The 19,314-nt window shown below is 44.3% G+C and carries 22 protein-coding genes and 1 other RNA gene; 12 read left to right on the forward strand and 11 right to left on the reverse strand.

Going from position 1 to position 19,314, the window contains the following annotated elements; genetic code table 11:
- Positions 1-90: 90 nt before the first annotated feature.
- Positions 91-624: a TlpA family protein disulfide reductase gene (locus ACFQZT_RS31275; RefSeq protein ID WP_379306700.1), complete on the reverse strand. Its 534-nt coding sequence runs from the start codon at positions 622-624 to the stop codon at positions 91-93.
- A gap of 137 nt (positions 625-761) precedes the next feature.
- Between ACFQZT_RS31275 and ACFQZT_RS31280 the strand changes: the two genes are divergently transcribed.
- Both ACFQZT_RS31280 and ACFQZT_RS31285 read left to right on the forward strand, forming a co-directional pair.
- The gene (locus tag ACFQZT_RS31280; protein WP_379306702.1) at positions 762-2,075 is read left to right on the forward strand and encodes an MFS transporter; all 1,314 of its coding nucleotides are present in this window, start codon (positions 762-764) and stop codon (positions 2,073-2,075) included.
- Positions 2,076-2,146: 71 nt separating this feature from the next.
- Positions 2,147-2,578 carry a M67 family metallopeptidase gene (locus ACFQZT_RS31285; protein WP_379306704.1) on the forward strand — a complete coding sequence of 144 codons (432 nt, stop codon included), beginning with the start codon at positions 2,147-2,149 and terminating at the stop codon, positions 2,576-2,578.
- On the opposite strand, the gene ACFQZT_RS31290 is transcribed toward ACFQZT_RS31285, so the two are convergent.
- Genes ACFQZT_RS31290 through ACFQZT_RS31300 form a run of 3 tightly spaced genes read right to left on the reverse strand, consistent with a single transcriptional unit; the run spans position 2,572 to position 5,848 of the window.
- Positions 2,572-3,306, reverse strand: coding sequence for an exonuclease domain-containing protein (locus ACFQZT_RS31290; protein WP_379306706.1), 735 nt, complete (start codon positions 3,304-3,306; stop codon positions 2,572-2,574). The genes ACFQZT_RS31285 and ACFQZT_RS31290 overlap by 7 nt on opposite strands.
- Positions 3,303-4,424, reverse strand: a complete 1,122-nt coding sequence (locus tag ACFQZT_RS31295; protein WP_379306708.1) for a DUF294 nucleotidyltransferase-like domain-containing protein — start codon at positions 4,422-4,424, stop codon at positions 3,303-3,305. Before ACFQZT_RS31295 ends, ACFQZT_RS31290 begins: the two co-directional genes overlap by 4 nt.
- A gap of 38 nt (positions 4,425-4,462) precedes the next feature.
- The gene (locus ACFQZT_RS31300; RefSeq protein WP_379306710.1) at positions 4,463-5,848 is read right to left on the reverse strand and encodes an ammonium transporter; all 1,386 of its coding nucleotides are present in this window, start codon (positions 5,846-5,848) and stop codon (positions 4,463-4,465) included.
- A 311-nt stretch (positions 5,849-6,159) separates the two neighbouring features.
- On the opposite strand from ACFQZT_RS31300, the gene ACFQZT_RS31305 reads away from it, so the two are divergent.
- Together ACFQZT_RS31305 and ACFQZT_RS31310 are read left to right on the forward strand one after the other, a co-directional pair.
- Positions 6,160-6,600, forward strand: coding sequence for a MerR family transcriptional regulator (locus tag ACFQZT_RS31305; RefSeq protein WP_379306712.1), 441 nt, complete (start codon positions 6,160-6,162; stop codon positions 6,598-6,600).
- A gap of 21 nt (positions 6,601-6,621) precedes the next feature.
- A complete protein-coding gene (locus tag ACFQZT_RS31310; RefSeq protein ID WP_379306714.1) occupies positions 6,622-7,311 on the forward strand; it encodes a zinc metallopeptidase in 690 nt (229 codons plus the stop codon).
- Positions 7,312-7,370: 59 nt separating this feature from the next.
- On the opposite strand, the gene gltC is transcribed toward ACFQZT_RS31310, so the two are convergent.
- A complete protein-coding gene (gltC, locus tag ACFQZT_RS31315; RefSeq protein WP_379306716.1) occupies positions 7,371-8,264 on the reverse strand; it encodes a glutamate biosynthesis transcriptional regulator GltC in 894 nt (297 codons plus the stop codon).
- A gap of 161 nt (positions 8,265-8,425) precedes the next feature.
- Here gltC and tpx point away from each other — a divergent pair, with 161 nt between their 5' ends.
- Complete coding sequence (tpx, locus tag ACFQZT_RS31320) at positions 8,426-8,944, forward strand: thiol peroxidase (protein ID WP_379306718.1); 519 nt, start codon at positions 8,426-8,428, stop codon at positions 8,942-8,944.
- 60 nt (positions 8,945-9,004) lie between these two features.
- Here tpx and ACFQZT_RS31325 read toward each other — a convergent pair whose 3' ends face one another.
- Both ACFQZT_RS31325 and ACFQZT_RS31330 read right to left on the reverse strand, forming a co-directional pair.
- Entirely contained in the window at positions 9,005-9,394 is a 390-nt protein-coding gene (locus tag ACFQZT_RS31325) for a DUF1499 domain-containing protein (protein ID WP_379306720.1), read from the reverse strand.
- Positions 9,395-9,587: 193 nt separating this feature from the next.
- Positions 9,588-10,931 carry an Nramp family divalent metal transporter gene (locus tag ACFQZT_RS31330; RefSeq protein ID WP_379306722.1) on the reverse strand — a complete coding sequence of 448 codons (1,344 nt, stop codon included), beginning with the start codon at positions 10,929-10,931 and terminating at the stop codon, positions 9,588-9,590.
- A gap of 160 nt (positions 10,932-11,091) precedes the next feature.
- Between ACFQZT_RS31330 and ACFQZT_RS31335 the strand changes: the two genes are divergently transcribed.
- The 6 genes from ACFQZT_RS31335 to ACFQZT_RS31360 all read left to right on the forward strand — a co-directional run bounded on the left by ACFQZT_RS31335 (position 11,092) and on the right by ACFQZT_RS31360 (position 15,426).
- Entirely contained in the window at positions 11,092-11,580 is a 489-nt protein-coding gene (locus tag ACFQZT_RS31335; RefSeq protein ID WP_379306724.1) for a GNAT family N-acetyltransferase, read from the forward strand.
- Positions 11,581-11,713: 133 nt separating this feature from the next.
- The gene (xylB, locus tag ACFQZT_RS31340; RefSeq protein ID WP_379306726.1) at positions 11,714-13,243 is read left to right on the forward strand and encodes a xylulokinase; all 1,530 of its coding nucleotides are present in this window, start codon (positions 11,714-11,716) and stop codon (positions 13,241-13,243) included.
- A 117-nt stretch (positions 13,244-13,360) separates the two neighbouring features.
- The gene (locus ACFQZT_RS31345; RefSeq protein ID WP_379306728.1) at positions 13,361-13,960 is read left to right on the forward strand and encodes a CPBP family intramembrane glutamic endopeptidase; all 600 of its coding nucleotides are present in this window, start codon (positions 13,361-13,363) and stop codon (positions 13,958-13,960) included.
- Positions 13,961-14,060: 100 nt separating this feature from the next.
- On the forward strand, positions 14,061-14,741 hold the full coding sequence (locus tag ACFQZT_RS31350; RefSeq protein WP_379306730.1) for a hypothetical protein: 681 nt from the start codon (positions 14,061-14,063) through the stop codon (positions 14,739-14,741).
- 35 nt (positions 14,742-14,776) lie between these two features.
- Positions 14,777-15,292, forward strand: coding sequence for an accessory gene regulator B family protein (locus ACFQZT_RS31355; protein WP_483874900.1), 516 nt, complete (start codon positions 14,777-14,779; stop codon positions 15,290-15,292).
- Positions 15,289-15,426 carry a hypothetical protein gene (locus tag ACFQZT_RS31360; protein ID WP_379306734.1) on the forward strand — a complete coding sequence of 46 codons (138 nt, stop codon included), beginning with the start codon at positions 15,289-15,291 and terminating at the stop codon, positions 15,424-15,426. The genes ACFQZT_RS31355 and ACFQZT_RS31360 overlap by 4 nt, the downstream gene beginning before the upstream one ends.
- A 53-nt stretch (positions 15,427-15,479) precedes the next feature.
- Here the strand turns inward: ACFQZT_RS31360 and fsa are convergent, their stop codons facing one another.
- The 3 genes from fsa to ACFQZT_RS31375 all read right to left on the reverse strand — a co-directional run bounded on the left by fsa (position 15,480) and on the right by ACFQZT_RS31375 (position 17,287).
- On the reverse strand, positions 15,480-16,136 hold the full coding sequence (fsa, locus tag ACFQZT_RS31365) for a fructose-6-phosphate aldolase (RefSeq protein WP_379306736.1): 657 nt from the start codon (positions 16,134-16,136) through the stop codon (positions 15,480-15,482).
- Positions 16,137-16,189: 53 nt separating this feature from the next.
- A non-coding RNA gene (ssrS, locus tag ACFQZT_RS31370) (6S RNA) lies at positions 16,190-16,371 on the reverse strand.
- A 61-nt stretch (positions 16,372-16,432) separates the two neighbouring features.
- Positions 16,433-17,287 carry a YesL family protein gene (locus ACFQZT_RS31375; protein WP_379306738.1) on the reverse strand — a complete coding sequence of 285 codons (855 nt, stop codon included), beginning with the start codon at positions 17,285-17,287 and terminating at the stop codon, positions 16,433-16,435.
- A gap of 160 nt (positions 17,288-17,447) precedes the next feature.
- Here ACFQZT_RS31375 and ACFQZT_RS31380 point away from each other — a divergent pair, with 160 nt between their 5' ends.
- Complete coding sequence (locus tag ACFQZT_RS31380) at positions 17,448-17,534, forward strand: YjcZ family sporulation protein (RefSeq protein ID WP_379307021.1); 87 nt, start codon at positions 17,448-17,450, stop codon at positions 17,532-17,534.
- Between the two features lie 73 nt (positions 17,535-17,607).
- Here ACFQZT_RS31380 and cshA read toward each other — a convergent pair whose 3' ends face one another.
- Positions 17,608-19,197: a degradosome RNA helicase CshA gene (gene cshA / locus ACFQZT_RS31385; RefSeq protein ID WP_379306740.1), complete on the reverse strand. Its 1,590-nt coding sequence runs from the start codon at positions 19,195-19,197 to the stop codon at positions 17,608-17,610.
- Positions 19,198-19,314 lie beyond the last annotated feature (117 nt).

Genomic DNA, 19,314 nt, shown 5'->3' on the forward strand with positions numbered 1-19,314 from the left:
TCGTTCCCTCATGATAACATGACGGTTTTTATTGAGTGTCTACTTAAAGGGGATAATACCACATACGACCTTCCGGCAGCTTTTCTTTTTTCAACCTTTAATCAAGTTGGAGATTTTCTTATCAAGTTCCCGCGGGGACAGAACATGAATCACTTCTCGGACAACCCCATTTTTATCAATGAGGAAGCTTGTGGGAATGGCTACAACGCGATATGTATCGGCGTTTTCACCCTTTTTGTCCAACAGTACAGGGAAAGGAAACTTATATTCGTCAACGAATTTTTTAATATTATCCATCTTATCTCCAGGCGTTACATTTACGGCATAAAGATCGAACTGACCTTCATATTTTTTGTACATCGCAACTAAGTCTGGAGCCTCAGCCGCACATGGACCACACCAAGATGCCCAAAAATTGACTAACAACGGCTTCTCTCTCGGTCCGCCAATCGTATATTCCTTGCCATCAAGTCCTGTTAAGGTAAAAGATGGCGCCAGATAATTCACCTTAGGCGCTTGCTCGGTTGGCAGAATAGTCTCTTTATTTGCGTGTTGGGCATTCTGATAGACGGCAAATCCCGCAAGCAACACGACAAAAGCTAATATGAACACGTTCCTTTTCAAAACGTTAGCACCTCCACTTTAGTCTATATTATCTCCAAATCGTTCAGAATTCCAACATCTGAGGAATAAAAGTAAAGTATGTCTTGACTGGGATGGGGAAAAGTAACGTTACAGTCATGTCGAGAAGGAGTGGAAGGATGGAAAAAGTAAAGAGCAGAAGACTCAACATTGTATTTGAGAGCGAAGTTCTGGACGAAAATCCCAAAGCTCAGAAGACGAAGAACAATAACAGCGGTGACAGTAAAAAGAGTGAAACCTCAAAAGGACACATCTGGGAATTCATCGCTATTGCAACCATACCTTTGGTTTTAGTGCTAGGCAATTCAATGCTTGTTCCCATCTTACCCGACATGCAGGATAAAATGGGCATCTCCCGCTTTCAAAGCAGCCTTGTCATTACATTGTTTTCCATAACTGCCGGATTGATCATCCCTATATCCGGATATTTGTCGGACCGCTTCTCAAGAAAAGCCGTGATCATCCCATCTCTCATCATTTACGGCGCTGCCGGCATTCTAGCGGGCTTTGGAGCGATATGGAACTCTTATACTATCCTGATCATCTCGCGGGCTGTACAAGGCCTTGGAGCCGCTGGGACAGCGCCCATTGCAATGGCTCTTGTCGGCGATCTATATAAAGGAGGAACCGAGAGCAAAGCCTTAGGCTTGATCGAAGCTTCGAACGGGACCGGGAAAGTAGTAAGTCCCATATTCGGCTCCCTGCTTGCTTTACTTATATGGTTCGCCCCTTTTTTTGCGTTCCCGGTATTTTGCCTGCTCGCCTTACTTGCTGTCATTTTTATGATCAAAGAGCCGAAAAAAAAGAAAGAGCCTCAGAGCTTGAAAGCATACATCGGACAAATCGGAAACATTCTCAAAGAAAAGGGCCGATGGCTGATCACTTCTTTTTTTGCAGGGTCGCTGGCCTTATTCATTTTGTTCGGCGTCCTCTTCTATTTGTCGCAAATACTAGAAGAAGAACCTTACCGAATTGACGGCGTGAAAAAAGGGCTTGTTCTCGCTATACCCTTATTAGGGCAAGTGGTAACCGCCTATACGACGGGCGCATTGATCAAAAAGAACGGAACCTTAATGCGTTGGTTAATGAACATAGGGCTAGTCCTAATGACAATTTCATTAGCGCTGACCATTTTCCTCAGTTCAAATCTTTATATTTTCATCGGATTATTAACGCTTAGCGGCATTGGCACAGGCCTCTTGCTGCCTTGCTTAAACACGATGATTACGGGCTCGGTAGAACGGGAACAACGCGGTATGATCACGTCTCTCTATAATAGTCTTCGCTTCATTGGCGTCGCCTTTGGTCCACCCATCTTCGGCTGGCTAATGAGCATCTCACATAAAGCCATCTTCATCACCGTTTCCTCGCTGGCCTTAATCACTTTAGGCCTCGTCTTCTTCTTAATCAAACCTAAAGGGCAGGTCAATTGACAGATTCCACATAGGAGTCTGTTTTTTCTTAGCCTAAACTTTTATAATATCATCATTCCGGCAAGAAAGAGATGTGTTATGCATTGTTTGTAAAACTACGGGCAGAATTATATGACAAACTTATCCATTACGCACTGAACACCGTCCCGTATGAAGCATGCGGACTTATTACCGGATCAATACGCGATTGCATCATCGAAGCTGCGTCATTGATTCCAATCAGCAACCATTCAAAGAATCCGAGTCAGCAATTTATCATGAACCCCCAAGAAATGATTCCTTACTTGATGGACTCGACGAATCCGGTAATTGGCATTTTCCATTCCCACCCAACTGCACCTCCAGTCCCTTCCAGTGAAGATCTGGAAACGCTTTGGCACACAATCCCAACCCACTGGATACTTTCATTGCAGACTCCTGTTAACCCCAAATTGCAAATTTATCACATAAAAAAAGCCTCCACGACCTCCGTTCACAAACTTTCGTTTGTCATTGGTCAATGATGGCTTAATAAGGCATACAAATCGCCTAACGTATCGACATCTCTAGATCTGATTTCTTCCATAAATTTTGACCACAGCCGCGCAGTCATCAAGGAGTCTTCGAGGGCATGATGACGCTTCGTGATCGGAATTTCATAAGTTTCAAGCAGTGAATCCAGACTTAGATTTTTTCTTTTGGGCATTAACCACTTCGCAATCATCATCGTGTCCAGCACACGGTGTGATAAGCTTACCTTAGAAGTACGCCATAGAGACGCGTTCAAGAAATTTTTGTCGTGGCCCGTTGCATGTGCGACGAGCACTTTTTGTTGAACAAATTCTAAGAAATCACGGAGCACAACAATTAATTCGGGCGCATCTGCAGCCATATCATTCGTAATACCTGTTAACTCAACAATTTCCTCAGGAATTTTTCGTTTTGGATTGACAACGCTATAAAAGGATTGATCGTGCTGAATGTCTCCACCAACCACCGATACTGCCCCAAAGGAAATAATTTCATCTCCATTGTAAGGAGAAAATCCCGTGGTCTCTAAGTCAAACACGACAAGTTCCATCGAATGCAAAGGAATATCATACAGCGAATTTTTCCTCTGCTCTTTGAGCATAGATCGAATAAACGCCATCTGTTGGGCGCTTTGTACATCAAACATCGAAGTGATGGCAGGTGTAAGCCCGCCCATTTTGTACAAATGCCACATACGGCCTGCCGGACGCATGTCTTTCATCCCGAACCACCTCTCTCCTTACGATCCGAATGATGCTGCCCTTTTTCTCTTTCTATATGATTCTCTATCGATTTTTTCACATATTTTTGCAAATCCATCCCTACTCGTAAACAACGCTTCAATTCTTGCCTAAGCTCCTTAGTCAATTGTTCTGCACCTAACTTGCTTCTCGTCGTATACAAACCGCCATCCAATTGAAATGACGTTAAGTTTCTAAGCTTCAGCGCCGTCCCAAAGGCTTGATACCATTCGGCCGCATCTTCCGCTGAAATAAAAGCTTCATCTTTCATAAGTAGAATTCGTTCCAAGGTAGAGGATGAATGAATACCCGATTGAATCGACAGCAGCCGAATCCCATTCACAATCGGGATATAAGCACCGTATTTAATATCAAAACCGCCGGCATCTTCCCCGTAGCGCTCTGTAATCAGATGACCAAATACGCCTAACGATATTTTGTGATGCAATGTATTGGAAAGCAGAAACTTGAGAATATTTGTATGTTGCCGAACGTACGCCAGCATTTCACTTTTTAAATAGAAAATAAGCGATTCCGCTCCGTAAATGCATCGCATATCGACCAAAATAAGCAAGTAGCGAACATTTTCCCAACTGGGCTCCTCCAACCATCCCATCATCATTTCTTTATATGAAGTTAACGATTTTCTCCACTGCTTATTACTGGATATCACATTCCCTTCGCATGGCGGGTAACCAAGCACCGCTAACCCTTGGAGAATACAATCCGCGAGTCGGGCAAAATAAATTTCGAGCTCATCTTCGGAATACTGTTTACTATCCTCATAAATCAAACCGTTGTCTTGATCGCTCCAAAGCGTTTGTTCACTGCGACCTCCGCTTCCGAACAAAATAAAAGCATATGGAACAGGCGGCTTCCCATGACCTTGATCCTCCAGCATATGTTCAGCTAATTCAATCGTTCTACGTATGAACGCATCATGAATATCATTGACATCTCGCCCGAGGTCAGGTGAATACGCGAAAAGGAGATGCTCCCGAAACATCTCATGTACCTGGTCCCGGGTCATGCGCAACTCATCGAATTGTTCAGACTGATGAATGCGTTCCAAGATCCGTTCCATGGAGAGATGTTTCATGTTGCATCCCCTTCGCTCTAGTAGAAAGTGTTAGTGAATTATACGGATACTCCGTTTTGTGCCGCTTTTTTCATTTGTTCCGGGTAGCCGTAAGATCCGTGTTCGGATAAGTCCAGACCGATAATTTCTTCTTCTTCGGTTACACGAAGGCCAACCGTTGCTTTCATGATGCCAAGGATGATGAAGGAAAGGATAAGTACGAAGGCCATTGCGCCGAACACGCCTAATGCTTGAACGCCCAATTGATGTAAGCCGCCACCATAGAACAATCCTGCTCCACCTACGCCGACTTTCGCCGATAGCTCAGGCGTTGCGAACAAACCAGTGGAAAGCGTTCCCCAGATCCCTGCAATACCGTGCACCGAGAAAGCATAGATCGGATCGTCAATACCTGCTTTTTCAAACCATTGAGCCGTGAAGAAGGTAACGATACCTGCAACTGCGCCGATCACGATAGCTGCCCATGTGTCTACGAATGCGCAAGCTGCTGTGATGGCAACAAGCGCTGCGAGAACGCCATTCAGCATACTTGGAATATCTGCTTTGCCGAAATACATCCAAGAAATAATTAACGCTGCAACTCCGCCTGCCGCGGCAGCCATATTCGTTGTAAGCGCAATGTAACCGAAGAAACCGTCTCCCATAGCGCTTAATGTACTACCTGGGTTAAATCCAAACCACCCGATCCAAAGGATAATAACACCGAGTACGGACAAAACTTGGTTGTGACCTGGAATCAGGTTAGGTGTTTTATCTTTATTATATTTGCCGATACGAGGTTTTAACAAGATTGTTGCAACAAGCGCTGCAGTTGCCCCTTGAAGATGTACAACCGTGGAGCCTGCAAAATCCTGCATGCCCAATGTACTCAACCAACCGCCGCCCCATACCCAGTGAGCAACAATCGGATAAATCACTACAGTAAACAAAATACCGAAGATGAAATATACGGGAAGCTTCGCTCTTTCGGCAAAACCGCCCCAAGCAATCGCCAAGGATACGCCGGCAAACGCTAATTGAAACAAGAACTTGATGCCGATCGGAACATCGGAAGCCGATAAGGAACCAAAAGCCGCTTTAGCCTGATCTTCCAGACCGGATACAAAGAAGCCTGTTGTACCGAAGAAAGCATTGCCGTCGCCGAAAGCAAAACCGAAACCGACCGCCCAGAATGCAATCGCGCATAATCCGAATGTTAGAATTGTTTTACCGGCAACGTGTCCGGCATTTTTCATTCGAGTAGAACCTGCTTCCAGAAGAGCGAAACCGGCTTGCATGAAAATGACCAGTATCGCCGCAAGCATTACCCAAACGGCATCAATTGCACTTTGAAGCTGTGGGACTGTTGCATCATCCGCTGCAAAAGCAAGAGTTGGAAATAATAATGCCATGATACCGAAAGCTAACAAGAACTTCTTAACCACACGACCACATCCCTTTATGTTAGTTTTTATAACACGAAATGAAATTCTTAATGTCATTATATACAGGAAGGTTAGGTTTGACAATAGGATTTTCTCCGAAAAATAGAAAAAAACGAAAAATAACCTGACATCGAACAGGCATAATTCGTGTTTCCCTACATACATGACAGAAAAAACTACATAATACGCTTCTAGAGTCAATTTCAGTTAGACTTTGACAAGCATTACGTTTGACTGTACGGTTTGTAATCAGTTATCATGAGTCTTAGTAGTAGATTTTGAACATAACATGGAGTAGAGGTGAATTTGAAATGGGGAATGGAAAGCTATATAAAATCGGAGAATTAGCCAGACTAGCCGATGTAAGTCCTCGAACCATTGATTACTACACCAAGTTGGGCTTGATCGAACCTGAAAAGAGATCCGATACGAACTATCGGCTATATAGCGATGAAACCTTCAATCGACTTAAACGTATTGAAACCATGAAGAACGAGAAATATACTCTAGAAGAAATTAAAGCGAATTTACAGCAGCTCAATAAAGTTTCTCACGATGATAATGTGAGAGATAAGCTCACATCTATCCAACTTCATTTGGAGCAACTCATGAAAGAAGCCAAAGAGCTTGGGCCGATCATCCAGCAATTAAAGCCGAATCAATTGAAGAAACTTTATAAAATATTAACACAGCCTACTGCTGCCTGTATTGAAGCTCTAATTGTGCTTCTTGGTAAAAATCCGTTCTCATAATGAAATACGGAGGAATGCAGGATGTTTTTCTACCCAATGGATTTTCTTATTATCATTGCTTTCGGACTATCCCTATGGGCTTCATTTCGAGTAAGGGGAACCTTTAACAAATGGTCGGAAGTTCCGGTTTATTCGGGAATGACAGGCGCTCAGGCGGCCAGACGCATGCTTGATGCCAATGGGCTCTATGATGTGCCCGTAGAAGCCGTACCCGGCGCACTGACCGATCACTACGATCCTTTGGCTCGTGTTGTTCGTTTGTCCGAGCCCGTATATTATGAAAGTTCCATATCCGCTGTCTCTGTGGCATGCCACGAAGTCGGTCATGCGATCCAACACAAGGTCCATTATCCGATGCTTGTCATGAGACATCAGATGTTTCCTATCGTGAATTTCGCATCCGGCGTTGCACCGATTCTGATCCTAGCCGGTTTCTTCTTCCAACAAATACCTTGGCTGCTTGGACTCGGTATTCTATTCTTCGCAGCAGCCGTCGCCTTCCAGCTCATCACACTGCCGGTTGAATTTAACGCCAGCTCAAGAGCACGCGAACTCATGGTTTCTGAAGGCTTCATCTCCAATCAGGAAGAACACGGTGTCGCCAAAGTACTTAACGCGGCGGCTCTCACCTACGTAGCTGCAGCATTAATCTCCGTGCTCGAACTGCTGAAGTATATCATGATCTTCAACAGCCGCAGTAACGACGATTAACAAACATAAAGCTCTCCTTTCAAGTAGCGCCAATCGCACTTGGAAGGAAAGCTTTTTTTTCATTTCATGAGTTGGAAATATTCATGTAAGAATCGTCTGAACACCTCCGCGACTAAAGGCAGTTTTTCGCCGCTTCGACTAATCAGGCCTACAGTCCGAGTCACCTGCGGGTCCGTCACGCGTATTTTGGCAGGCTGCATTTGGCCGCCTTCCGTCAAAGCCATCTCCGGCAAAAGGCTAACCCCCATTCCGGCTGCAACAAGGCCTCGGATCGTATCCGTCTCTTCGCCTTCGAATTCGATCTTTGGCACGAATCCGGCCTTCAGACAAGCTTCCATGACGATGGAACGCAAGGTGTACTCCTCGCTGAACATAACGAACGATTCTTGTTTGAGCTGCTCCAAGCGGATGGAAGTATACTCGGCTAAAATATGGTTTGCAGGTAAAATAGCGAATAATTCTTCCGTCAGCAAGATTTCGCCTGTCACGTGTTCATGTGTCTCAGGGAAAGGCGAGATGAAGGCAAGGTCAATCTCCCCTTTAGTGACATCACGAATCAAGCTGGTGTACGTCCCTTGACGCAGCCTGAATTTCACATTGGGGTGGTCCTTTTTAAAGGCCGCAACGACGGCAGGAAGCAGGTTGAGGACTAGGCTATGCGGGAAGCCGATGCGAATCTCCCCCGCTTCAGGGTCGAGAAATTCATGGATCTCCCCTACTGCTCGCTCCAAGTCAGTAAGAATCCCCTCCACTCTGCTCAGAAACAAATGTCCCACAGATGTAAGGTGCAGATTACGACCTTTCTGTACGAATAAATTAACGCCTAGCTCCTCTTCCAACAAATGAATTTGACGGCTTACAGCGGATTGTGCGACATGTAGCTCCTCAGAAGCTTGAGTAACATGCTGTTTTCTGGCTACTTTAACAAAATACTGCAGTTGTCTTAACTCCACTACCTAAATCCCCCAACTATCTATGTCATTCGGTACGTTCATTTGTGCTGTTACGGTCTTATTATAGCCATGCAGCAGCGATTGGACAACCTATCTTGAAAAAGCTTATAATAATGAAGTAGATATTATTGGTAAGGAAAATAAAGGAGGAAACAGTAACCATGGCACAAGAACGTACAGGTGTTGCTACCCTTAAAGGCAATCCGATCACACTCGTAGGACCCGAAATTAAAGTAGGCGACAAAGCGCCTAACTTCACAGTCAACAAAGATTTGATGACGCAAGTTTCCCTCGCAGACTATGCAGGTAAAGTGAAACTGATCAGCGTTGTTCCATCCTTAGATACAGGCGTTTGCGACGCTCAGACGCGCCGATTTAACGAAGAAGCAGCAGGCCTCGGCGACAACGTAGCTGTACTGACGATCTCCGTTGACCTTCCTTTCGCGCAATCCCGCTGGTGCGGTGCAGCTGGAATCGATAAAGTCATTACTTTATCCGACTACAAAACAAAATCTTTCGGCGAAGCTTATGGCGTGCTGATCAAAGAAATCCAACTTGATATGCGTTCAATCTTTGTTATCGACGCTAATGATACTGTACAATACGTAGAGTACCTGGGCGAAATGACATCCCATCCGAACTATGAAGCAGCCGTAGAAGCTGTGAAAAAGCTCGTTTAATTCAAATGTACTAATACACAAATAAAACAGCAAGGAGGCCTAGCTTCCCTGCTGTTTTTGTTAACCGTCAATTTTATATGGCGCAAGCTTGCGATCCAATTGTTTATAAATGTCTATGATCGTACGATAATTCGAACCGAGATCCCCCATAGATCCCCGTGAAGCGGAGTAGATGTCAACTGCGGTCTTAACCGGATTAATCCCAAACAATGTTAAGGTAACGTCTTGCGTTCGCCCTAGCATGGTACGACGTTCGGCGAGAATTTCGCCAACATTTTGAACTTCATGAAGAAGCTTGTACCCCGGCGTTTTCTTGAGAACAGCTGTAACTTCTTCCCAAACCTGATCTTTAGGAAGCTTGTAATACCTAGTTTTGAGCAATGGATCTCTCGCTTTATCTCCGGTTGTTTCGTGACTACGAAGCAATCCTATCAAAGTTCTCTTTAGCAAAAGCCTTTTCCCCCTTCAATGAAGTGTATCGACCGCTTGCCATTTCTACACTATTTTCTATCTTACCACTGTTTAACCTTAAGAAAAAGAGGGAAAATGAAAAGGCTTTGAAAATGAAGGGTTCATTTCGTTGAAAATCAAGAAAAAGCAGGAAATGAAGTGCATCCCTGCTTTTTGCATTTAAGAAGATTGATTAGAAGATTGTACCATAGAGCAAATATATATTTAACAGTGCAATGATAACAGCCACGATCCAGCTCAACACGGACATCCAACGCGGCGCGACAAGAGCCCCCATCTTCTTGCGATCAGAAGTAAATTTAACAAGAGGAATAACAGCAAATGACAGCTGCAGGGACAAAATAACTTGGCTGAGCACGAGTAAATCGGTTGCGCCCTTTTCTCCGTAGATGCTAATAACGATAACTGCGGGTACGATAGCAATTAAGCGAGTAATTAAGCGTCGCAACCAAGGTGTCAATCGGATGTTAAGAAAGCCTTCCATAACAATTTGACCGGCTAATGTTCCGGTTAGTGTAGAGTTTTGCCCGGATGCGAGAAGTGCTACGCCAAATAAAATACTGGCAGCCCCCGTACCCAACATCGGTCCAAGAAGTTTGTAGGCATCTTGAATTTCTGCGACTTCTTGCCCGGCTGAATGGAAAGCCGCGGCGGATAAAATGAGAATCGCCGCATTCACAAATAGAGCGAGCATTAAAGCAACGGTAGAGTCAATCGTTGCGAATTTAATGGCAGAGCGTTTGCCCTCAAGCGTCTGCTCAAATTTACGAGTCTGAACAATGGAAGAATGCAAATATAAATTATGCGGCATAACGGTTGCGCCTAGAATACCTAGAGCAATGTATAACATAGCTGGGTTCGTTACAATTTGCGTAGTCGGTATAAAACCGGCTGCAACAGCCTGGAAATCAGGTCGCGAGAAGATGAGTTCAAAAACAAAGCAAACCGTAATGAGTGCAATTAAACTAATGACCATAGCCTCGATGTAACGGAACCCTTTCTTCTGGAGCAATAGCACCAGCAGTACGTCGAGAGCAGTAAGAATAACACCATAAATGAGCGGGATTCCAAAGAGCAGATTCAAGGCAATCGCCGCCCCGATCACTTCTGCAAGGTCACAGGCTGCGATAGCCAATTCGCACAATATCCAGAGTCCAAACGAGACCGGCTTGCTGTAATGATCGCGACAAGCCTGCGCCAAATCTCTGCCCGTTGCGATCCCTAACCGACCGGATAATGCTTGAAGGAGAATCGCCATTAAATTCGAAATTAATATAACGGAAAGTAACGTATATCCAAATTGAGAACCGCCGGCAAGATCTGTCGCCCAATTGCCTGGATCCATATAACCAACCGCAACCAAATAACCAGGTCCGACAAAAGCGAGCAGTTTACGAAAGAAACCAGCTTTCTTCGGCACATGCAGACTTTGATGAACTTCAGGCAAACTTGGCATCGGGGAATTTCTTCTCCATCCGCTTTGTTCTGGTTCCGTTTTTTTGTAAGCCACTTCCATAGTATCCCTTCTTTCTCACAACCAATAATGTTGACCCGAGGAAACTTTTAATGTCATTATACTACACAATTTTAATTTATGCTACAGGCAAACAATTATGTACTAACGGAAATAAGTTGCCCAAGGGAAAAACCCAAACACATAAAGGAGCTGTTCTTCCATGATCATCCGTTCTGCAAAATCAAATCACGATATTCATGAAGCTTACGAAATCGAAAAAAAGGTATATATTCCAGAAGCCGCCGCATCACTGGAAGCTTTTTTATTTAGAAATGATATGTTTGGCGCATATTTCTTGGTAGCTGAGAATGAAGGTCGGATTATTGGAGTTACGAATGGGGTCAGACTGGATCATGTGCATCTTGCTGACGATAGCATCAAACAAACAGCTGATTTTCATGCGGACGGAAACTATCTATGTATATTGACCATCGCCGTTCATCCTGATTATCAGCGAAAAGGTATTGCTTCCAAACTGCTTGATCAAAGTGTTCAACAAGCCAAGAAAGATCAGTTAAAAGGAGTCGTCTTGATGTGCGAGGAGCATTTGATCCCATTCTACAAAAAACACGGTTTTCACTATGTATCGCCTTCAGCATCCAAACATGGAGGAATTCAGTGGCATGAAATGGGCTTGAATCTAAAATAAATCATATGCATAAAGAAGGAATTCTGTTCTAAGCTGCGAATATAGATTAGTGATAATCTTTGTATATTTATTAAACAAACAAAGTAAGAAAGAAAAAGCTAATCCTATTTCCTCAAACAAAGGGTGAATCAACATGTCGTATTTCATGGGTCTTGATTTAGGAACTTCTGCAGTTAAGTGCATTCTCGTCGACGATTCTGGCGGCGTCATCGGCAGTCACAGCGTCGAATATCCGATGCAGCAGCCTCATCCGGGATGGGCTGAGCAGCATCCGGAAGATTGGTGGAACGGTACGGTGCAAGGCATCCGTGCCTTGCTGGAGAAAACCGGCGTCCGAGGTGAAGATGTAGCAGGTATTGGCTTCTCCGGCCAGATGCACGGGTCGGTATTCCTGGACGAAGCGCAGCAGGTCATCCGGCCTGCGCTGCTGTGGTGCGACCAGCGCACGGCGGAGCAGTGCGCTTACATCGAGTCGGCCGTCGGCGAAGCCGAACTCGGCCGACTGACAGGCAATCGGGCGCTGACCGGCTTCACCGCGCCCAAAGTCATTTGGCTCCGGCAGCATGAGCCGGAGCACTATGCGCGAGTTCGGCACCTGCTGCTGCCGAAGGACTACATCAGGCTGCGCCTGACGGGCGCGTTCGGCATGGACATGGCCGACGCCAGCGGCACGCTGCTGCTGGATGTTGCGGGCCGCAGCTGGTCGCGGACCGTCGCCGAGCGGCTCGACATTCCGCTGGAATGGCTGCCGCCGCTCTTTGAGTCCGGCGACGTGGCCGGCCGGCTGCTGCCGGAGGCAGCCAGCCTCACCGGGCTGGCCGCAGGCACGCCTGTGGTCGCCGGCGGCGGCGACCAGGCGTGCGGCGCCGTCGGCGTCGGCGTCGTGCGCCAAGGCATCGCCTCCGTGGCGCTCGGTACGTCCGGTGTCGTCTTCGTTCACGACGACACGTACAAGATCGATGAAGCATACCGGCTTCATTCGTTCTGTCACGGGGTGCCTGGCAAGTGGCACCGCATGGGCGTGATGCTGGCCGCCGGAGGCTCGTTCCAGTGGTGGCGGAACCACTTTGCGCACGAGGAGCTGGAGCGTGCGCAGCAGGAAGGCAAGGACGTCTACGAGATCTTGACGTCCGAAGCAGCAACCGCTCCCCTTGGCAGCGAAGGCCTGATTTTCCTGCCTTATCTTTCCGGGGAGCGAACGCCTCACCCCGATCCGAAGGCTCGCGGCGCCTTTATCGGGCTGAACCTGCGGCACGGAAAAGCGCATCTGACCCGTGCCATACTCGAAGGCATCACTTTCGGGCTTCGGGATTCCTTACAAATCATGAAGGAATCCGGAATTGAAGTGACGGAGCTGAGAGTGAATGGCGGTGGCGCCAGAAGCCCCTTCTGGCGTCAGATGATCGCCGATATTTTCGGCATCCCTGTCGTCACCGTTAACTCAACGGATGGCCCTGCCTACGGAGCAGCCATTATGGCGGCATCCGGTGTGTTAAACGAGGATATTACCACCCTGTGTGATAAGTGGATCAAAATCGTTGATCGCGTAGAACCTAACGAAAACAACCTTAAGCAATATGAAGTCTACTATCAAATCTATCGGAACTTGTATCCAACGCTCCAAAGTACATTCCATCAATTAAGTGATCTCGCACAACAATAAAATCAGAGATGGCCCCCAGTTATTTCTTTATAAAAGAACCGGGGGCTATCTTTTATTTTTGAACTTATTCGTGTACGATAGGTTCAACTAGGAGAAAGCAACGGAGGAACCAAAGTAATGACGGTTATTCAAAAACAAGCTAAACTGATCATATTGGTTGTTTATTTAGCGACTATGATCCCCGCTTATTTCTATTTAGCGAAATGGATGATTATCGGGATACCTATTCTTACAACTTTCCTAACGGTTTATTTATTGCGCCATGAGTACATCCATCTAACCATTAAATCTTTCATGGATCGGCCAAAAATGGGGACCTGGATTCAAATATCCATTCTTTTTACGATTATTGTACAATTCATCTATCATTTTTTTACTAGCAACACAGCCACAACTTCTCTTCCTTTTCAGCTCATGCAACAGTATCCTGTCATGCCTATATATATGCTTGCTAATGCGCCAATTGTGGAGGAAGTTATTTTTCGTAAAATCATTTTTCACGAGCTGGATAAAAAAATCCATTCATGGCTGGCTGCGGTTAGCAGTTCCATTTTATTCGGAATGCTTCATAATAGCTGGGTTGATTTCTTCATGTACTTTATCATCGGTTTAATGTTTTGTTACATTTATAAGAAATCTCAATCCATAGCACCTACGATGATTGGACATGCCGCACTGAATTTTATTTTTATTGTCAATGTCTCCATAAATAATTAAGCAATCGCAAAGAAAACAGTCGATATTGGTCGAAAATTGTTATATATTATAACAAGAACCCTTATACAATTGATACTTACACGAAGAGATGGTGAACAGCTTGACTTACATAATTAATACATTTTTTTCGTTTATTGAATTTTTGGCAGGACTCTCTTTAGCAGATGTTCTTTTTCGACTGCCTTACGAGAATAACAAACGTTTGAAGCATGTATTGATCTCACTTTTTCTCGCATGTGAATCCGTGTATTTTATTACCTATTGGCACAATCCTCTTATTAATTTTTCATTTACCTTGTTTCTGTGGATTATTGCCTTAGTTGTTGTCTTTCATATTTCGATATGGTATAGCATCTTAATTGGGATTATTTCCGCACTTTTTGGAGTAATGTTAGAATTTATAGGTTTTTCTATCGCCGGGATCATTGAACCTGAGCCAAGTAAAATTACTCGCAATATCGTACTATTAGCTATCGCATCCATTCTTTACGTTGTTTCAGTCATTCTTGGAAAAAGAAAGTTTGGTTTTCTAATCCCAAATATTTATTCGAAGCCTCCGTTAAATAAATTGTTTTTCATCGTTTCACTTATCATGATTCTCTCATTAGTAGCAATTATTGTGAGTTCCGGATACTTTGCCCACACAATATCGCTTCCACACATCATTATTGTAGTCGTTTTACTTTTGTGTACATTGCTAGCCGTTTATTATTCTTATCAATATAATAAAAAACTATTGAAAGATAAATATAACCGAAAAGGTGATAAGCCGTGGAATTAATCGATCGATGGATATTTCGAATAGCGGATTTTTCCGTGAATAACAATCCGCATTCCCCCTCGAGAGATTCAATCATATTTGTTTTTCGTCTTTTAGCTCTAATTGTGCTTACTACTTTGATTACACTCCTTGCATGCGGAATTACCGGTCATTTATATGAAGGATTCCTTATTGTCGGAGCAACGATCTTAATTAAAATATTCATTGGAAGTCTTCATTTTCGTTCTATTGTGCTTTGTACGATTGTTTCTTCCATTAGTATGATTGCCCTTGCCTTTCTGCCCAAAAGCCATAGCCCTCTCATCATGTATATTTTATCGGGGATTGCCATTGTCTTGATATACATATATGCCCCGAAAAACATTGTTGTTTTTATGAGATTGCGACAAGATCAGATTCCTCATCTAAAATGGGTAGCCATTTTATTAGTGGTTCTTAACTTATTCCTACAGATTCCGTTATTTATCGATGCTTTCTTATTTCACGTGATTTCGATCACTCCTATATTCGAATATTTATTCAGACTAATAGAAAGGAGGACTTCAACATGAAAAAATTTGCTCTTCGTGCAATCACAGCAACTGTAGCCATTGTAGCTATGGTCGTACCTTTCACTGGCTCTTTATCTTGGTTTGATTACTCCCCAGAAATTCCACAAGAACTAAAAGACAAATGGAATGTCTAAGAACATTCGCATGCAAAAAGGACCGTCTTCTAATCGAAGATGGTCCTTTCATTTTAAAACGATTTCTGATTAGCACTCGCCCAATCGGCGGTAAATTTCTCAATACCTGCATCCGTTAAAGGGTGCTTCATCATATTCTCTATAACTTTGTAAGGCACTGTTGCAATATCGGCTCCCAGCAGCGCCGCTTCTATGACATGAGCAGAATGGCGTACGCTTGCGGATATAATTTGCGACTTAATTTCATGGACTTGGAAAATCTGGCTGATCTCCTGAATCAGATTCATCCCAACCTGATTAATATCATCGAGCCTTCCTATGAAGGGTGACACGTATGTTGCCCCGGCTCTAGCTGCAAGAAGGGCTTGTGTTGAAGAGAAAATAAGCGTTACATTCGTCTTAATGCCCATACTTGTGAAGATCTTTGTCGCTTTCAAGCCTTCCGCTGTCATTGGCACTTTAATGACGATTCCCTCTCCGAGTGCAGCCAGCTTTTTGCCTTGCTCTACCATCTCCCCAGCTACCAGCGATACGACTTCAGCGCTTATGGGAATGTTACCGACTACGGCAATAATTTCTTTTAACGTTTCGAAAAAGTCTCTTCCTTCTTTTGCAACCAGCGATGGGTTCGTCGTTATTCCCGAGATGACCCCAAGTTCAAAAGCTTGTTTAATTTCATTTACGTTCGCTGTGTCGATAAATAACTTCATCTTTTTCACCCACCACCGTGTTCTTATGATTTGTATGGACTTATGTAAACACAAAAAAACCCGCCTATGCCGTCCGGTTTTGGTGTTTCAAACCCGCTCTCGCAGGTGGGTGTCCGCAGAGGCGCTTTTGAGGTCCCTTTTCGAGGGCATGTCAGCCACGCTTCAATGTAGGTCTCCCTAGAAACAGTCATTGGTTCAAAACAACTTAAAACCGAAACGAACATCGCAGGATTCTTTTGTATTCCTTATTATAGAGCTACCAGCACTTATTTTCAACTGGTAGAGGTTGCATCGGTTTACTCTTTATTCTTCTCAGTTTCTTCTGATTTATGCTTGTCCATTTCTTTTTTGGAAACGGGATCCTCTGTGGTATCCTCAGTGCCATTCTCAGCTTCATTAGCCGCTTCTTCCGCTTGCGCTTCGGCCAACCTCATCTGTTCCTTCTCCTCCAGCTCCTGCTGCTTCATTTGCAGCTTCGTGAAGCTCCGGTTAAATTGCCAGAAAGAGAATGTGGCCATAATACTTCCCATGAAGAAAACGACAAGGAAAAAATTCAGCTTTGTTAAGCAAATATAGACGATAACACCGTTACAGATCAACATCACGATTGAATTGATGGGATTGCCGATCGTGATTAAAATTGAGTTTTTGACAATTTGTAATACCTTCATATGAAGGTGAACCATGATCGAAAAGAAATTAAATAGGGAAATTGTCACAATGACCGTAAAAGCAATAAAAAGCACGGCCAAAACTTTAAGTGTACTCCCTTGTTTGATATAGAAGAAATAGTTCACGATAATGATGGCGAAAATAACGACAAATAACAAACCGCCAACCATACTTTGCACATAATTTTCTTTGTACCCGCGGAAAAATGTCTTAAGCAGCGGTACGTCCTCTTCGCCGGTTACCCATTTTCTGGCTACAGTGAACATTGCCGCGGTAGCAGGGAACAAAGTAAACGGTGTCAAAATTGCAAGAATCGGCAATGTTGACATCAATGCATCAGGGGATTGGCTCACCAAACCCATAAACCCAAAAAAGAAAACCGGTATGGAGCACAATATCCAGAGAAGATTGATCACCGATAACCGCATGATCCATTCTGATATTCTATAAAGCCCTCCCATTACTCCTCTAAACTCCAAAACTGTGTCCTCCTTCAAGTATTGCCTATACATTTTATAAGCTTAATTATAGCCTATTTTTGCTTATATAGGTAGATGTCTAGTCCGCTTAGGTCTATTTACATAGTATAGTATTGGTAATACGAATCATCCCCAATTCAATTTTCAGGAGGTTGATACTATGTCTCACGCAGTTGGAACATCCGCAGGTGCTATTCTTGTTCTCTTCATCCTGCTTGTAATTATCACTAGCTCTTTTATTATCTAAGACACACAACATAGTCTCGACTAGTGAAAAAGGCGAAGATCCCCAGGGATCTCCGCCTTCATTTTTTGATGTCTTATTTGTTAACAAGCGTTTCCTCTGGTTTGCGAGGCGTTCTGGAACGATCACGGTTACCGCTGTTACCATATTCACGGTTACGGTTAGAGGAACTGCGACCTTCGCCACCGTCTCTAGAACCGTACTCTCTGCTGCCGTCTTTACGAGGATAGCGAGAACCGGAATTGCTGCCATAACCGCCTTGACGATCGTTTCTGCGGTCGCCTGAACCATAGCCGCCGCCAACGCGTCTGCCTGAACTGCGCACGTCGAATTTTTTCTTTCTTGCACGGATCGGCTCTTCCGGAGTCAATTCGATTTCGACTTCTTTTTTCTCGCCTGTCAAAAGCTTCATGGCAGCTGCAAGAAGATTAACGGAATCGTATTGCTCCAGCATTTGAATCGCCAAGCCTTTGAATTCGGCATGCGTTTCATTTTGCATGACATCCAGAATACGTTCGGCTGTCATTTTTTGTTTACCCTCAATCGCTTCAGCCAAGCTTGGCAGTGGCTTTTTGTTAATGCGATGACGAGTTACTTTTTCGATGAAATGCAGGTGATCGATCTCTCTTGGCGTCACGAACGTCCAAGCTGTACCTTCTTTACCCGCGCGTCCTGTACGACCGATACGGTGTACATAACTTTCCGGATCTTGCGGAAGGTCAAAGTTAATAACGTGAGTTACACCGGATACGTCTAAGCCCCTTGCAGCTACGTCTGTAGCTACAAGCACGTCAATGCTGCCATCACGGAATTTGCGCATAACATTGTCACGTTGATTTTGGGAAAGGTCGCCATGAAGGCCTTCAGCCGCGTAGCCTCTTTTTTGTAAAGCCTCAGCCAATTCATCAACTCTGCGTTTAGTACGACCAAAGATGATCGCAAGTTCAGGAGCTTCCATATCGATCAAACGGCTAAGCGCTTCGAACTTTTGTTTCTCGTGCAACTCGATATAAGCTTGATCGATCAGCGGAGCGCTGACTTGTTTTGGAATTACGGATACATGTTCCGGATTGCTAAGGAACTGTTGTGCCAGCTTCTGAATGTTAGCAGGCATCGTAGCCGAGAACAGCATGGTATGACGCTCTTCCGGTACTAAGCTCAAGATGGATTGAATATCTTCCATAAAGCCCATATCCAGCATTTCATCCGCTTCATCCAGAATAACTGTTTTCACATCATCCAGTTTAATCGTTTTACGGTTAATGTGGTCTAAGAGGCGACCAGGTGTACCGATAATGATTTGTGGTTTTTTCTTCAGAGCGCGGATTTGCTTCACAATATCCTGTCCACCGTAAATAGGTAAGGAACGAATGCCTTTGAAACGACCTAATTTCTCAATTTCTTCTGCAACTTGGATCGCAAGTTCACGAGTCGGGCACATGATAAGCGCTGAAATGCGCTCTTCTGTGATGTTAATTTTGTTCACGAGCGGGATACCGAATGCCGCTGTCTTACCAGTTCCTGTTTGTGCTTGCCCGATCAAATCGCGGCCTTCCATAGCCAGCGGAATTGTTTTTTCCTGAATCGGTGTTGACTCTTCAAAACCCATCTCCGTAATCGCGCGTAAAATTTTTGGTTCTAAACCAAATTCTTGAAATGTTTTCAATCTATCCAATCTCCTTTTGTACAGGGCAGGCTAATGCCTTGTATCTTTTTTACCCTTAAGTACGACTTCCTATCCGTATCTATAGTTTCTTCGTGGAATACATAACACAACAAGCAT

It is taken from the genome of Paenibacillus sp. GCM10027628, from assembly GCF_042676385.1.
GTDB lineage: Bacteria > Bacillota > Bacilli > Paenibacillales > NBRC-103111 > Paenibacillus_E.

What these genes read in the sequence shown, in the direction of transcription:
- ACFQZT_RS31335 (WP_379306724.1), top strand. Translation starts at nt 11,092, where the DNA reads ATGATCATCCGTTCTGCAAAATCAAATCACGATATTCATGAAGCTTAC.
- fsa (WP_379306736.1), bottom strand. Translation starts at nt 16,136, where the DNA reads ATGAAGTTATTTATCGACACAGCGAACGTAAATGAAATTAAACAAGCT.
- ACFQZT_RS31295 (WP_379306708.1), bottom strand. Translation starts at nt 4,424, where the DNA reads ATGAAACATCTCTCCATGGAACGGATCTTGGAACGCATTCATCAGTCT.
- ACFQZT_RS31360 (WP_379306734.1), top strand. Translation starts at nt 15,289, where the DNA reads ATGAAAAAATTTGCTCTTCGTGCAATCACAGCAACTGTAGCCATTGTA.
- ACFQZT_RS31305 (WP_379306712.1), top strand. Translation starts at nt 6,160, where the DNA reads ATGGGGAATGGAAAGCTATATAAAATCGGAGAATTAGCCAGACTAGCC.
- tpx (WP_379306718.1), top strand. Translation starts at nt 8,426, where the DNA reads ATGGCACAAGAACGTACAGGTGTTGCTACCCTTAAAGGCAATCCGATC.
- ACFQZT_RS31280 (WP_379306702.1), top strand. Translation starts at nt 762, where the DNA reads ATGGAAAAAGTAAAGAGCAGAAGACTCAACATTGTATTTGAGAGCGAA.
- ACFQZT_RS31290 (WP_379306706.1), bottom strand. Translation starts at nt 3,306, where the DNA reads ATGAAAGACATGCGTCCGGCAGGCCGTATGTGGCATTTGTACAAAATG.
- ACFQZT_RS31310 (WP_379306714.1), top strand. Translation starts at nt 6,622, where the DNA reads ATGTTTTTCTACCCAATGGATTTTCTTATTATCATTGCTTTCGGACTA.
- ACFQZT_RS31285 (WP_379306704.1), top strand. Translation starts at nt 2,147, where the DNA reads ATGTGTTATGCATTGTTTGTAAAACTACGGGCAGAATTATATGACAAA.
- ACFQZT_RS31345 (WP_379306728.1), top strand. Translation starts at nt 13,361, where the DNA reads ATGACGGTTATTCAAAAACAAGCTAAACTGATCATATTGGTTGTTTAT.
- ACFQZT_RS31330 (WP_379306722.1), bottom strand. Translation starts at nt 10,931, where the DNA reads ATGGAAGTGGCTTACAAAAAAACGGAACCAGAACAAAGCGGATGGAGA.
- xylB (WP_379306726.1), top strand. Translation starts at nt 11,714, where the DNA reads ATGTCGTATTTCATGGGTCTTGATTTAGGAACTTCTGCAGTTAAGTGC.
- ACFQZT_RS31380 (WP_379307021.1), top strand. Translation starts at nt 17,448, where the DNA reads ATGTCTCACGCAGTTGGAACATCCGCAGGTGCTATTCTTGTTCTCTTC.